Genomic DNA, 14,420 nt, shown 5'->3' with positions numbered 1-14,420 from the left:
GTCTAGATGAAAATGCCTCAAATCCACATATCGAACTTGAGGCAAATTGTCAAAATCACAACGATCAGTTGATTTGAGCTGTTTCAAGACAATTTATGCTATCAAGAAACCTGTTCGAGCTGACTCTCTGCTACAGGTATTTCAGACACCAGATTTTCAAATGCAAAAATCTCTTCTAATTGCGCTTCACTCAATAAGCCTAACTCTAATACCACCTGTGGCACGGTTTTATTTTCCCACATACATTGTTTGCCGATTTCATCACACTTGGCATGTCCCAGAATCGGTTCAAGCAAGGTCACAATCCCGACACTGCGCATGACGGAACTTAAGCAAATCTGTTCATTGGCCTGAATACCAGCAATACATTTCTGATTCAGGGTTTGCATGCCTTGGGTCAATAATTGAATTGATTCATTCATCGCCACGGCAATCACAGGTTCCATGACATTCAATTGTAACTGCCCGGCTTCCGCAGCCATAGTAATGGTTAAGTCATTACCAATCACCCGGAATGCAATCTGATTCACAACTTCTGGAATTACCGGATTGATTTTTGCCGGCATGATCGAAGAACCTGCCTGTAACTCAGGTAAGCGAATTTCAGCTAACCCTGTACGCGGCCCCGAGCTGAGCAAGCGCAAGTCATTACAGATTTTGGACAATTTCACTGCCAGACGTTTTAAACTGCTCGACAAGATAATAAAGACGCCACAATCGCTGGTCGCCTCGACATAATCTGCTGCACCTTTTAAAGGTAAACCTGTCAGGTGCGCCAAGATTTCCACCACCCGCTTGGCATAGCCCGGCGGTGTATTCACCCCGGTCCCAATGGCGGTGGCGCCTAAATTGACTTCCAGCAATAACTGTCGCATCTGTCCAATCAGCTTCAGGTCTTCTTTTAATAAGGTGGCAAATGCCCGGAATTCCTGTTCCATGGTCATCGGCACGGCATCTTGTAACTGGGTACGTCCCATCTTGATGACATATTCAAATTCGGCAGCTTTATGATCGATACAGTCAATCAATGCTTTAAGCACGCTCAATAACTCATCCAGACTGCTATAGGTCGCCAGACGCAAAGCCGTTGGATAGACATCATTGGTCGATTGCGAGGTATTGACGTGATCATTCGGATGCAGAATGTGATAATCACCTTTCTGATGGCCCGACATTTCTAGGGCAATATTGGCAATCACCTCATTGGTATTCATATTGATGGAGGTTCCGGCACCGCCCTGATAAGGATCGAGTGGAAATGCCGTTTGCCACGCTTCCGGATGCTGAATCAATTCATCACAAGCTTTCTGAATGGCAGTACTGGTCTGCTCGGACAATTTTTGAAAGTGCAGATTGGCTTGTGCCGAAGCTTTTTTCACTTGGGCCAAAGCACGAATAAAGTGCGTTTGTTGCCCCACCGCCAATCCAGAAATCTTAAAATTTTCGATGGCACGTAAGGTATGAATCCCATAATAGCTATGCAACGGGATTTGTTTTTCCCCCAATAAATCACGTTCAATGCGGGTCGGTTCGATTTGAAGCATATTGTCCACTAAAAAATACTCTTGGCGATGCACCGTATTTGGTGTGACATTAATATGAGCAAACAAATACAGGCCTAATAGGAAGACTTTAACCTAGATTTGCTACGATTTATTACCAATACGCTAAAGCTGTGAGTTTTGTAAGATTGTGTAAGCAATTGGCTAAGATTCAAATATTTTCATTATTTATTCAAAATTTCCACTTTTCCCCTGAATTCGACGTCGTATTGCCTTTTATCCGCTCAAGTTATTCCTAATTCAATTTCAGTGAATTACTACTCTATTTACAATAGGTATACATAAAAGCTGTGTAATTGTTACAGAGTGTAATTTTTAAACCATGCTTGAATCACCTCCTTGCAATCTCAGTACAAAAAATCATCTTGGACGATGATTTCCATATTTACAGGATGACCTGCCCATGACTTCTTTAAACCCCACCCTGATTACTTTCATGTTTTATATTATCGCCATGATTGCAATCGGTTTATATGCTTATCGTGCCACCTCCAATTTTGACGAATATATTCTAGGTGGACGGAGTCTGGGCAGTGTCGTCACTGCACTTTCGGCGGGCGCATCGGATATGAGTGGCTGGCTGTTGATGGGTCTTCCAGGAGCCATTTACTTGTCTGGTCTGTCAGAAGTCTGGATTGCGATCGGTTTGATTATCGGTGCATGGCTGAACTGGTTACTCGTGGCAGGTCGACTGCGCGCCCATACTGAATATCAGAACAATGCTCTAACCTTGCCGGATTATTTCACTAGCCGTTTTTCCGATCGTAAACGTATTTTACGGGTCTTGTCTGCCTTGGTGATTCTGGTGTTCTTTGCAATTTATTGTGCCTCAGGCATGGTCGCAGGTGCACGACTGTTTGAAAGCCTGTTTGGCTGGGATTACACCACAGCGCTTGTGATTGGTGCGATGGCGACGATTCTTTATGTTTGTATTGGTGGCTTTTTGGCGATCAGCTGGACAGATACATTCCAAGCCGGTTTGATGATTTTTGCCTTATTGCTGACTCCGATCATTACCTTCTTGGCTCTGGGCGACAACAGCCAGCAAGTGAGTGTCATCCTTGAATCGGCTCGCCCACATGCTTCAAGCATGCTTGAAGGTTTAAGCACCGTTGCGATTATTTCCAGTCTGGCTTGGGGCTTGGGTTATTTTGGTCAGCCGCATATTCTGGTGCGTTTTATGGCAGCAGATTCGGTCAAAACCATTCCTGCTGCACGCCGTATTGGCATGACCTGGATGATTCTATGCCTAGGCGGTGCAGTGGCTGCCGGTTATATCGGTATTGCCTACTTCAGTGTCAATCCCGCATTGGCTTCGGTGGTGAATCAAAACCCTGAAACGGTATTTATGGAGTTGACCAAAATCCTGTTTAATCCATGGATTGCCGGAATCATTCTGGCTGCTATCTTGGCGGCAATTATGAGCACCTTGAGCTGTCAGCTTCTGGTCTGCTCAACCACCCTGACCGAAGATTTATATAAGAGTTTCCTGCGTAAAAATGCTTCACAAAAAGAACTGATCTGGGTCGGTCGCGGCATGGTCTTGGTGATTGCCCTAATTGCCATTTCACTGGCGATTAATCCGAACAGTAAGGTTTTGGGTCTGGTGGCTTATGCCTGGGCGGGCTTTGGTGCTGCATTTGGCCCGCTGATTATCTTGTCGCTATTCTGGAAACGAATGACCCTCAACGGCGCAATTGTGGGTATGGTGGTTGGTGCCATGACTGTAATTGTCTGGAAAAATTATATGGGTGATACCGGTCTGTATGAGATCATTCCAGGCTTTATTCTGGCCACCCTCAGCATTATCATCGTCAGCCTGCTGGATAAAGCACCGAGTGCTGATGTGGTCAAACGCTTTGAAATGGCTAAAGCCGAGTATCAAAAAGAAATGGCAGAAATGAAAAAATAATCACCTTTTTTCTTGCACATAAAAGGGACTTAATCGTCCCTTTTATGTTTCTTAGATTCACAAATGAAGTTCTTGAAAATTACTTGGCTTTTCCCGGCATTTTCAGATGGATCTGCTGACTTTCTTTAATCACTTCCATCACCGGATAACTGCGCGTTTCTTTAATTCCGGGCAATTGCCACAAGATCTGACCAGAGATTTTCCGGAACTCATCCATATTGGCACAGCGGATTTTTACCACGAAATCAAACCCGCCACTGATCATATGACACTCGATAATTTCAGGAATCTGCCGCACAGCATGGGAAAATTCATCTAAAACATTCGGCGTGGTTTTATCCAATAAAATTTCAACAAAGACCACAAAACCATTATTCAACATGACTGGATTGAGGCGCGCTTCATAGCCCACAATAAAACCTTCCCGGGTCAGCTTTTGTACACGCGCCAAGGCTGCTGTAGGCGACAAATTGACCAGTTCAGCCAGTTTGATATTGGATAGCTTGGCATCGGATTGCAATAAACCCAGTATACGAATATCTATACGGTCAAGGTTCAAATAAGGACTTGGCATTAGAATTATTCTCTAAAAAAAGCGAAAACTATAGTGAGATATTCGTCAAATATTCTGTGATTATAGATTAAAACTCATTCACCTCAAAGAACTGATTGACGCAGTACAGGAAGTCACTATGCCAACCACTCTCCGCCCAGATTCAATTTTAGATTCAGCCCAGCACTCAAATTATATTGCTGAATTTAAACACAAAAACCAATACGAAGAACGTATTAATACGGTATGGCGTCGTGCAGAAACTGAATGCGTCGAAGAGTTATTGGCCCATAGTGAAATTTCTTCCGAGATGAGTGACAAGATTCAGGCGCTTGCCTTTGATCTCGCACATTCCTTACGTGAACGCAAAAGTTCCACTGGGAAAGCCGGTATTGTCCAAGGCTTATTGCAGGAATTTTCTTTATCTTCTCAGGAAGGCATTGCCCTGATGTGTCTGGCAGAAGCCTTACTGCGGATTCCGGACAAAGCCACACGTGACTTGCTGATCCGTGACAAAATCAATCAAGGTAACTGGAAAGAACATTTGGGCCAGAGCCAATTGATGTTTGTGAATGCAGCAGCCTGGGGACTGATGCTGACCGGCAAGCTGATGGAAACCCCACAGCAAAAAAGCCTGTCTAGCTTATTGACCGGTCTTTTGGCACGCAGTGGCCGCGGGATTATCCGTAAGGCTGTCGATGTTGCCATGCGCATGATGGGCGAGCAGTTTGTCACGGGTGAAACCATTGATGAAGCCCTGAAAAATGCCGAACCGTTGGAAGAAAAAGGCTTTCGCTATTCCTATGACATGCTGGGTGAAGCAGCACTGACCGATCCGGATGCTGAACGTTATTATCAGGATTATCAGCAAGCCATTCATGCCATTGGTCAATCTTCGCAGGATAAGGATGTTTATGACGGGCCTGGCATTTCTATCAAACTCTCTGCGCTGCACCCCCGTTATCAGCGTTCGCAAATGGATCGCGTGCATGATGAGCTCTATGCAAAAGTACTGAAACTCGCGGTCTTGGCCAAGCAATACAATATTGGTTTAAATATCGATGCTGAAGAAAGTGATCGCCTTGAGATTTCACTTGAACTGTTAGAACGCCTGTGTTTTGAACCACAATTACAGGACTGGAAAGGCATTGGCTTTGTGATTCAGGCCTATCAGAAACGCTGCTTCTATGTAGTGGATTACATCATTGATCTGGCGAAGCGCAGCCAGAAACGCTTGATGATTCGTCTGGTCAAAGGCGCATATTGGGACAGCGAAATCAAGAAAGCCCAAATTGATGGAATGTCAGATTATCCGGTATTTACTCGTAAGGTGCATACGGATCTGTCTTATATTGCTTGTGCGCGTAAGCTGTTGGCTGAACCGGATTATATCTACCCACAATTTGCCACTCACAATGCACAAACGGTAGCGACGATCTATCAGCTGGCACAACCTGAGCAGTATTATGCCGGCCAATATGAGTTCCAATGTCTGCATGGCATGGGCGAACCACTGTATGAAAATGTCGTGGGCGATCCATCGAAAAATAAACTCGGTGTACCATGCCGGATCTATGCGCCAGTCGGCAATCATGAAACCTTGCTGGCTTATCTGGTGCGCCGCTTACTGGAAAATGGTGCCAATACCTCCTTCGTCAATCGTATTGCTGACAAAACCTTGAAAATTGAAGATTTGATTGAAAATCCACAGCAAACCATTTTAAAGGCGTCAAAACAGGAAAGCGTATTGGGTGCCAAGCATCCGCATATTCCCTATCCGCAAGATCTTTATGCCGATGAACGATTGAACTCTTCAGGACTCGATTTGGCCAATGATGCTGAACTCAGTATTTTAAATGAAGTCGCATCCAGTCTGGCAAATACGCAATTTCAGTCAGCTGCTATGGGAACGGCATTTAGCAGCGTGGATACGCCCCATGCAGTTCCAGTGATCAATCCAGCACACCATCAGGATGTGGTCGGCACAGTCTATGAAGCAACTTCTGAACAGGCTGAAATTGCACTCACTCAAGCAGTTAATGCACAAAGTTTCTGGGCCAATCTGCCAAAAAATGAGCGTGCTGCCTGCCTGAATAAAGCCGCAGAACTGATGGAACAGCGTTTGCTTCCGCTCATGGTTCTTCTTTCTCGCGAAGCAGGTAAAACCTATGCCAATGCGATTGCCGAAGTACGTGAGGCGGTAGATTTCTTGCGTTACTATGCAGCTCAAGTTTTGGATCTCAGTGACAATGTACAGATCCAGCCTTTAGGTACTGTACTATGTATCAGTCCATGGAACTTCCCGCTGGCGATTTTTACCGGTCAGATTTCAGCAGCGCTGGTCGCTGGCAATACCGTGATTGCCAAACCGGCTGAACAAACACCGCTCATTGCAGCACAAGCCGTACAGATTTTATGGGAAGCCGGCATTCCGCAGGATGTGTTACAGCTATTGCCGGGCCGTGGTGAAACCATTGGTGCACAGCTCAGTGCAGATCCACGTATTCAGGGCATCATGTTTACCGGTTCCACCGAGGTCGCCCAAATTCTACAAAAAACCGTGGCAGAACGAATAAACCAGTTTGGAGAAAGCGTCACCCTGATTGCTGAAACTGGTGGTCAAAATGCCATGATTGTGGATTCATCTGCATTGACTGAACAGGTGGTGTTGGATGTTGTGAGCTCTGCCTATGACAGTGCCGGTCAGCGCTGTTCTGCCCTGCGTGTCCTCTGTGTTCAGGAAGATAATCTGGAGGCCGTACGCAGCATGCTCAAAGGTGCGATGCAACAGTTGCGCGTTGGCAATCCGGTCTTGCTGAAAACCGATATTGGTCCAGTGATTGATGCAGAAGCCCAGCAAAATATCCAAAAGCATATCGAGCAGATGCGCAGCAAAGGTCATACAGTTCATCAGTTGATGTTTAATCAGGACCAGACTGAATTAACTCCAGGAACATTCATTGCACCAACCCTGATTGAACTTCCAAATCTGGATGATCTGGAACGTGAAGTGTTTGGCCCGGTACTGCATCTGATCAGCTATAAATATGGCGAACTGGAACAGTTGTTAGATCAGATCAACAGCAAGGGTTATGGCCTGACCATGGGCTTGCACACGCGTATTGATGAAACCATGCAAACCGTGATTGCACGAGCGGAAGTCGGCAACCTGTATATCAACCGCAATATCGTTGGTGCGGTCGTGGGCGTCCAGCCTTTTGGTGGTGAAGGTCTGTCCGGCACCGGCCCGAAAGCGGGTGGCCCGTTGTATATCTATCGTTTAATGCATCAAGTATCCGAGAAAAAACTGGCTCAGCCTTATGCAGCTCAAGCTGAGCCAGCACTTGTTGAACATAAACTTGTTCAGGAGTTTAAAGCCTGGGTAGCTAAAACTTTCCCAACTTTATCTTTAAAAGCGCCTATGCAAATTGCGACTGGTCAAAGCTTTAGCCTGCAAGGCCCAACTGGCGAGGAAAATCAATACATGATCTTGCCACGTGAAAGCGTTCTCTCGTTAGCACATAGGGATCAAGACCAGATTCAGCAAATTCTGGCGATTTTATCGGTTGGCAGTCGTCCTGCGGTACTGGCAAACAATACTTTTATTCTGAAATATTTACCAACCATGCCAGCCGCGGTTAGCAAGCAATTTAAAGTGGTCCGGGATATTGAAACAGGTGTATTTGAGGCCGTCCTGCATCATGGTGACACTACTGAACTGATTGACTTGCAGAAACGCATTGCAACACGCCAAGGTCCAATTATTGGTATCACCCATTTAAGTTCGGGCAACTATGATATTCCGGTCGAGCGATTTGTGATTGAACGCGCGATCAGTATCAATACGGCGGCGGCAGGCGGCAATGCCAGCTTGATGACGATGGATAATCTCTAAATCAGTCCAATCATCTCAGCATTTTTAGCTTAAATCTTTCCTCTTTATGGCCAAACCTCTCTCCTCAGAAGGTTTGGTCTTTTTTATGCAGCTTTTAAAGCGGCTTGACTACAATAGGCTTAGGCAGATCGGCAATTTTTTGCTACCATTTGCGCTTTAAAATATTTGCGATTTCTTACTGCATATGACTTCATCTTATCAGCAACAACTTGAAGCCAAAATTGAACGCATCAGCGCTCAGTTTGCCGAATATCAACCACCTGCTTTAGAAGTATTCCAGTCTCCTGAAAAATATTTCCGCATGCGTGCTGAATTCCGGATCTGGCATACTGAAGATGATCTGTTTTATGCCATGTTCGAACGTGACGAGAACAACAATAAAAAAGTCATTCGTATTGATGAATTTCCAATTGCAGACCGCAGCATTAATGACTTGATGCCACAATTACTTGAAGCATTCAAGGCAGATGCCAATCTGGGTCATCGTCTATTTGAAGTCCATTTTCTGGCGACTTTAAGTGGCCAAGTCCTAGTTTCCCTGATTTATCACCGCAAGCTGGATGAAAGCTGGGAACCTGCAGCAAAAGCACTGGCGGAAAAACTGAATATTAAACTGATTGGCCGAAGCCGTGGCCAGAAATTCGTCCTGACTGATGAATATGTGGTGGAAGAACTGTCTGTTTTTGATCGTCACTATAAATATAAGCAGATCGAAAGCAGCTTCACCCAGCCCAATGCACAAGTTTGTCAAAAAATGCTGGAATGGGCATGTGATGCAGCGGAACAATCAGATAAAGATTTGCTGGAACTCTACTGTGGCAATGGGAACTTTACCCTGCCGCTTTCGACCAAATTCCGCCGTGTTTTGGCCACTGAATTAGCCAAATCTTCAGTTTATGCAGCTGAGTGGAATATTGAGCAGAACCAGATTGAAAATATTCAGGTTGCGCGTCTGTCTGCCGAAGAATTCACTCAAGCCTATAATGGCGAACGTGTTTTCCGTCGTTTGCAGGAAGCACAAATTGACATTTCGACTTATGATTTTGATACGGTATTTGTCGATCCACCGCGTGCTGGTATTGATGATGAAACGCTGAAACTGTTACAGCGTTTCCAGCGTATTATTTACATTTCTTGTAATCCAAATACCTTATATGACAATCTGAAACAGTTGTCTCAAACGCATAGAATCAGCAAGTTCGCCATGTTTGACCAGTTCCCGTATACACATCATGTTGAAACGGGTGTATTGTTGGAAAAAGTATAAAGAATTTGTTTCAATTTATTATATTGTTACAAAAATGGAGCTTTTTGAAGCTCCATTTTTTATACTATAAATCATGTATTTAATAATAAATATTGACTTGTACAGCAAGAAATATCGTTAGACCTTTAGGCTTCAATCGGAAATTTTCTAGCCTGACTGCTGCTTTTATCACATAGGTCCTATTGCTTTATTTATTTAATTGGCTATATTTCACTCTATGTTAGGTTGTTGTATGAAGGCTCTATGAGTTTTTGGCAAAAGTTGTTTTCTCATGAACAACACAATGAACACAAGAATCAAATTGCTTGTGTTGAAAATGATTGCTCTTGCAAGACAAATGAACAGCTTCTTGAAGCACTTTCTAAAGCTACTGATGAAGAAATCATCATCGGAATTAAAAAGGTTCTTGTATCTCGCGGCTATAGCCGCAAAGAACTGAATGAACTTCAGCACTTGCCATTGCAGTAATCGGCCAAGGTTACAGCCGTATAAAGAAAGCACTTGCGTAGTCAGGTGCTTTTTTTATGCTTGAAAGTTTAGTTTAAGGGTTTGGTCTTCTCTATTTCAGCATAGTTTATTAACTTCAACTTTAAAAGCTTCAGGGATCAGGCAGAAAATGTTGAATGACTTCCTTGATCCATGCTTGTGATTTTGCAGAAATTTTAGTACTTGCTTAGGCTATTTAAAACCTTTATCAGAAGAATATGTTCTAAATTCTGCTCTCTTCTAGCTCCTTTAAAACTTGGCTTAATAACTCTTCAATTCTGATCTGAAACTCAGGCAAGGCATCGATTAATTTAGCAAAACACAGTACACTTCCTATTAAACGACAATGCTTTTTTAAATGGCTTAATTCTGATATGCAACAGACTAAACGGTTTCCCATAGGCGCACATCTTATGGTTAAACATTTCGGTTATACCCATCATGGGATTTACGCCGGACGTGGTCGTGTCATTCATTATTCCGGCTTTGCGCATTTATTCAAGAAACGCCCGATTGAAATAACTTCTATTGAAAAATTCAGTCATGGCAAACCAATTCATATGCAACATTATGACTCGGCAAAATATAAAGGTCGTAAAGTGGTGCGCCGCATGCGGTCCAGAATGCATGAAAACAACTATCATCTGATTATTAATAATTGCGAACATTTGTGTACCTGGGCGATTACCGGTGTGGAAAGTAGCCCGCAAGTAATTTATATGATGAATCGCCTGACCACGATTGGTTATATCAGCTCGATGATGAGTTTTATGAACAGCATGTTCCTGACCCTGACCACGACCAGTTTCGCATTGGCGCTGTACATCAAGAAAAAACTCAGAGATAAAGCCAATCTGCGTTTGCAACAATACCGTGAATTGCAAGATCAGGCTAAAACCAAAGTGTCAGACCTGACCAATCTTAAACATCGTTAATTTAAAGCTCAGCCTGCCGATGATTTTTTGTGAGCAAGAAATTTTAAGTTCGTGTTTTACATTTTGATGATGTTGATAAGGAATCAAGTCAAATAGCCTTTTCTGGCTTGAATTGCCTCAGGTAGTGCTTTACCTAAAGAACTTAGGGTTTCCCGCTCGACCAGTCGCACAATTGAATCTAGCGGCAGATCGTTGTCCTGCAAGCCAAAGGGCTCTTCCAGTTCCGCACTGAGTTCATCCAGCCCGAGTAGCATATAGGCAATCAATCCAACCAGAATTGGTGTCCACAGGCCTAAATTTGCCTGCAAACTGAAAGGCAGGATAAAGCAAAAAGAATAAACCGCACGATGTAACAATACCGAATAAGAAAATGGTAATGGCGTGGACAAAATCCGGTCACAACCAGCCTGAATATCTCCCAAAGCCACAGTGTGCTGATTCAGGTTATTATAAATAATATCGCTGATCTTGCCCTGCTTATATTGCTGCACCAGCTCTTTTTGCATCTGTTCCAGCACCCATTGGGATGGATTGATTTGCATGGGCAATTGCTCAAATGACTTGGGTTCAAAACCGGCAGTGGCTTCATAAGCCTGAATACTGGGCGTTTGCTGTCTCAGCCGATCACGTAATAGATGGGTAAACAGCATCATGCGATATAGCAAAACTTCACGGATTTGATCATCTAGCACATGGCTGTCACGGCATAAATGACGCGTGGTTGCAATCAACGCACCCCAAAGCTTGCGCCCTTCCCACCAGCGATCATAGCAGGCCGTATTTCTAAAACTCAGAAAGATCGAAAGAATGACACCAAAAATGGTAAAGCCAATTGCCGGGACAGCAGGAAGGCTCACGAAATGCGCCTGACTCAAATACACTAGTAAAGCGGAAATAAAAACCACCAAAACCAATGCGGGCAGCACCTTGGGCAGAATCGTTCCCTGCCAGGCAAACAGTAAGCCCAAACTATTATTCTTATCACGCACAATCATGCAATTTTCCCTGCTGTATTGAAAAAGCCCAACCAGAGTTGGGCTTTTTACATTCTGACTTAAACCAGCTTATTTGCCTGGTTTAAAGCTGTCCTTAAGATCCAGAATACGGTTGAATACCGGTTTTTCGCTGGAATGATCATATTGATCAGCCACAAAATAGCCTTCACGCTCAAACTGGAAACGGTCTTCCGGTTGTGCTTGTGCCAAAGCAGGCTCAATCACGGCCTGAACTACCTTCAATGATTCAGGGTTCAGGTTTGCCAAGAAGTCATCGCCCACCTCAGGATCAGATTCAGTAAACAGACGGTCGTAAATACGCACTTCCGCAGGAACGCCTTTTGTCGCAGATACCCAGTGAATCACGCCTTTCACCTTACGACCTTCAGGATTTTTACCTAAAGTTTCAGGATCAATCGAACATTTCAGCTCAACCACTTCACCATTTTCATCTTTAATGACTTCGTCACATTTGATGACATAGGCATGACGTAAACGAACTTCACCTCCTGGAATCAGACGTTTAAAGCCTTTTGGTGGCTCTTCTTCAAAGTCTTTACGGTCAATATACAGCTCAGTCGTCAATGGAATAACGCGCTCGCCCATATCGACATTCGGATGACGTGAATGGGTCAGGTCCATATCGGCTGGCAAGTTGGTTAAAGTCACTTTTAATGGATTTAACACAGCCATACCACGAGCGGCAGTATTTTCCAGAGACTGGCGAATACAGTATTCCAGCATAGCTACATCGACAATACTTCCATCAACTTTCGATACACCGACACGTTGACAGAAATCACGTAGACCTTCAGGTGTGAAACCACGACGACGCATACCGACTACAGTTGGCATACGTGGGTCATCCCAGCCCTGAACATAGCTACCTTCCACCAGTTTACGTAATTTACGTTTCGAGGTGATGGTATAGTCCACATTCAAACGGCTCGATTCATACTGACGTGGCACGGATGGTGATTTAACTTTTGCCACTACCCAATCATAGAACGGACGATGATCCTGGAATTCCAGGGTACAGAGTGAATGCGTAATGCCTTCAATCGCATCAGACAATGGATGCGCATAGTCATACATTGGATAAATTTTCCATTTATCGCCAGTCTGATGGTGTTCAGAATGCAGGATACGATACAGAATCGGATCACGCATATGCACGTTCGGTGAAGTCATATCAATCTTGGCACGTAATACAGCCTGACCTTCTGCATATTCACCGCTGCGCATTTTCTCAAAACGCTCCAGGTTTTCTGCAACCGTTGCATCGCGTTGTGGCGAGTTCTTGCCTGGCTCAACGAAATTACCGCGGTTTAAACGGATCTCTTCAGGGCTTTGCAAATCCACATAGGCATCGCCCTGCTCAATCAGCTGAACTGCCCAGGTATAAAGTTGATCGAAATAGCTTGATGCATAACGCGGCTCGCCTTCCCATTGGAAACCCAGCCATTTCACATCATTGGCAATACCATCCACATATTCCTGCTCTTCGGCATCCGGGTTGGTATCGTCAAAACGCAGGTTACACACACCTTTAAATTCTTCAGCAATTCCGAAGTTCAAGCAAATTGCTTTCACATGGCCAATATGTAAATAGCCATTCGGCTCAGGCGGAAAACGCGTCACCACCTGTTGAGTACGACCAGCGGCTAAATCATCGGTAATGACCTGACGTACAAAGTCCAAGCCCGGTTGTTGTTCTTGCTGCTGCACTGAATCGACTGCATTGTTCTTTTGGGTCGGGTTCTCGGGCAGAGATGTCACAACATCATTTGGCTTCATGATCAATCATTCACTTCTAAAGTTAAAAAGGGATTAACGAATATTTAATCGCACAGGTTGTACGCATATTCATTATCAAAGTTCCTTAGTTTAACTAGAGGTGAATAATCTCTCAACCGCTAACTATGGTATTTGATTTCAATTCACCCATTTTAAAAAATGAAAATACGGCGAGTTGCCTGAAACTAAAATATCAGTGCTTGTACAAGCAGTAAAATCATTAATTTACGCCAATTCAAAATAGGGTACCTGATAGGGCAATATCTGAAATGCCTTGATAAATCAACGTATAAATAAGGTATTATTTTTATGCTTTTAACAAAGAAAATAATGTTTTTACTTGCCTTGTCGAATGTAGTTTGCTTATGCTTCACTCATTCAGAAAAAACCATGGCACTCGTCCATGATCAGGAGATTACACAATGAGTTTTCCTCAAGTCGAATTAAACACCAATAAAGGTCGTATTGTTCTAGAACTCAATGCTGAAAAAGCACCTAAAACCGTAGCTAACTTTTTAGAATACGTACGTGACGGTTTTTATGACGGCGTAATTTTCCACCGTGTTATTGATGGTTTCATGATCCAAGGCGGCGGCATGGATGAAAACTTCAAAGAAAAAGCAACACGTGATGCAATCGAAAACGAAGCAGACAACGGCTTGACCAATGACGAAGGTACGATTGCAATGGCGCGTACTCAGGCACCGCACTCTGCTTCTGCTCAGTTCTTCATTAACGTGAAAAACAACTCATTCCTTAACCACTCTGGCAAAACTGCTCAAGGTTGGGGTTATGCCGTATTTGGTAAAGTCGTTGAAGGTATGGACGTTGTGAACGAAATCAAAAACGTACGTACTGGCAACCGTGGCTACCACGCTGACGTTCCTCTAGAAAACGTAGTAATCGAATCTGCAAAAATCATTTCTGAATAAAAAACGTCCTCTCCGTTCTTTTATGAGTTTTAAAGCAACACTTTAAAACAGTGTAATGGAAAATCCCTCATATGAATGAGGGATCT

10 protein-coding genes are annotated in these 14,420 nt (G+C 43.9%); 6 read left to right on the top strand and 4 right to left on the bottom strand.

All coding sequences use genetic code 11. The features are described from left to right. Positions 1-101 precede the first annotated feature (101 nt). Positions 102-1,544: an aspartate ammonia-lyase gene (aspA, locus tag HGD77_RS07020; RefSeq protein ID WP_034439543.1), complete on the bottom strand. Its 1,443-nt coding sequence runs from the start codon at positions 1,542-1,544 to the stop codon at positions 102-104. A gap of 421 nt (positions 1,545-1,965) precedes the next feature. On the opposite strand from aspA, the gene putP reads away from it, so the two are divergent. Continuing rightward, positions 1,966-3,474, top strand: coding sequence for a sodium/proline symporter PutP (gene putP / locus HGD77_RS07015; protein WP_004646756.1), 1,509 nt, complete (start codon positions 1,966-1,968; stop codon positions 3,472-3,474). A gap of 79 nt (positions 3,475-3,553) precedes the next feature. Here putP and HGD77_RS07010 read toward each other — a convergent pair whose 3' ends face one another. Next, positions 3,554-4,048 carry an Lrp/AsnC ligand binding domain-containing protein gene (locus HGD77_RS07010; protein ID WP_004279833.1) on the bottom strand — a complete coding sequence of 165 codons (495 nt, stop codon included), beginning with the start codon at positions 4,046-4,048 and terminating at the stop codon, positions 3,554-3,556. Between the two features lie 118 nt (positions 4,049-4,166). On the opposite strand from HGD77_RS07010, the gene putA reads away from it, so the two are divergent. The 4 genes from putA to HGD77_RS06990 all read left to right on the top strand — a co-directional run bounded on the left by putA (position 4,167) and on the right by HGD77_RS06990 (position 10,610). Then, a complete protein-coding gene (gene putA, locus HGD77_RS07005) occupies positions 4,167-7,922 on the top strand; it encodes a trifunctional transcriptional regulator/proline dehydrogenase/L-glutamate gamma-semialdehyde dehydrogenase (protein ID WP_004646755.1) in 3,756 nt (1,251 codons plus the stop codon). Positions 7,923-8,106: 184 nt separating this feature from the next. Beyond that, positions 8,107-9,189: a tRNA (uridine(54)-C5)-methyltransferase TrmA gene (gene trmA, locus HGD77_RS07000; RefSeq protein WP_005263041.1), complete on the top strand. Its 1,083-nt coding sequence runs from the start codon at positions 8,107-8,109 to the stop codon at positions 9,187-9,189. 243 nt (positions 9,190-9,432) lie between these two features. After that, a complete protein-coding gene (locus tag HGD77_RS06995; RefSeq protein WP_004279838.1) occupies positions 9,433-9,657 on the top strand; it encodes a hypothetical protein in 225 nt (74 codons plus the stop codon). A gap of 392 nt (positions 9,658-10,049) precedes the next feature. Further along, entirely contained in the window at positions 10,050-10,610 is a 561-nt protein-coding gene (locus HGD77_RS06990; RefSeq protein WP_026055785.1) for a lecithin retinol acyltransferase family protein, read from the top strand. An 83-nt stretch (positions 10,611-10,693) separates the two neighbouring features. Here HGD77_RS06990 and HGD77_RS06985 read toward each other — a convergent pair whose 3' ends face one another. After that, positions 10,694-11,605, bottom strand: a complete 912-nt coding sequence (locus HGD77_RS06985; protein ID WP_004646751.1) for a bestrophin family protein — start codon at positions 11,603-11,605, stop codon at positions 10,694-10,696. 69 nt (positions 11,606-11,674) lie between these two features. Next, entirely contained in the window at positions 11,675-13,402 is a 1,728-nt protein-coding gene (locus HGD77_RS06980; protein ID WP_004279842.1) for a glutamine--tRNA ligase/YqeY domain fusion protein, read from the bottom strand. A gap of 422 nt (positions 13,403-13,824) precedes the next feature. Between HGD77_RS06980 and HGD77_RS06975 the strand changes: the two genes are divergently transcribed. Then, positions 13,825-14,334 (top strand): peptidylprolyl isomerase, encoded by a 510-nt coding sequence (locus HGD77_RS06975; protein ID WP_004279844.1) that lies wholly within the window; start codon positions 13,825-13,827, stop codon positions 14,332-14,334. The last annotated feature ends 86 nt before the right edge of the window (positions 14,335-14,420 follow it).

It is taken from the genome of Acinetobacter sp. NEB149, from assembly GCF_012516415.1.
GTDB lineage: Bacteria > Pseudomonadota > Gammaproteobacteria > Pseudomonadales > Moraxellaceae > Acinetobacter > Acinetobacter lwoffii_V.
The sequence above is the reverse complement of the archived record's forward strand: the minus strand, read 5'-3'. Positions and strand labels throughout refer to the sequence as shown.

What these genes read in the sequence shown, in the direction of transcription:
- aspA (WP_034439543.1), bottom strand. Translation starts at nt 1,544, where the DNA reads ATGCTTCAAATCGAACCGACCCGCATTGAACGTGATTTATTGGGGGAA.
- HGD77_RS06980 (WP_004279842.1), bottom strand. Translation starts at nt 13,402, where the DNA reads ATGAAGCCAAATGATGTTGTGACATCTCTGCCCGAGAACCCGACCCAA.
- HGD77_RS07010 (WP_004279833.1), bottom strand. Translation starts at nt 4,048, where the DNA reads ATGCCAAGTCCTTATTTGAACCTTGACCGTATAGATATTCGTATACTG.
- HGD77_RS06990 (WP_026055785.1), top strand. Translation starts at nt 10,050, where the DNA reads ATGCAACAGACTAAACGGTTTCCCATAGGCGCACATCTTATGGTTAAA.
- trmA (WP_005263041.1), top strand. Translation starts at nt 8,107, where the DNA reads ATGACTTCATCTTATCAGCAACAACTTGAAGCCAAAATTGAACGCATC.
- putP (WP_004646756.1), top strand. Translation starts at nt 1,966, where the DNA reads ATGACTTCTTTAAACCCCACCCTGATTACTTTCATGTTTTATATTATC.
- putA (WP_004646755.1), top strand. Translation starts at nt 4,167, where the DNA reads ATGCCAACCACTCTCCGCCCAGATTCAATTTTAGATTCAGCCCAGCAC.
- HGD77_RS06995 (WP_004279838.1), top strand. Translation starts at nt 9,433, where the DNA reads ATGAGTTTTTGGCAAAAGTTGTTTTCTCATGAACAACACAATGAACAC.
- HGD77_RS06985 (WP_004646751.1), bottom strand. Translation starts at nt 11,605, where the DNA reads ATGATTGTGCGTGATAAGAATAATAGTTTGGGCTTACTGTTTGCCTGG.
- HGD77_RS06975 (WP_004279844.1), top strand. Translation starts at nt 13,825, where the DNA reads ATGAGTTTTCCTCAAGTCGAATTAAACACCAATAAAGGTCGTATTGTT.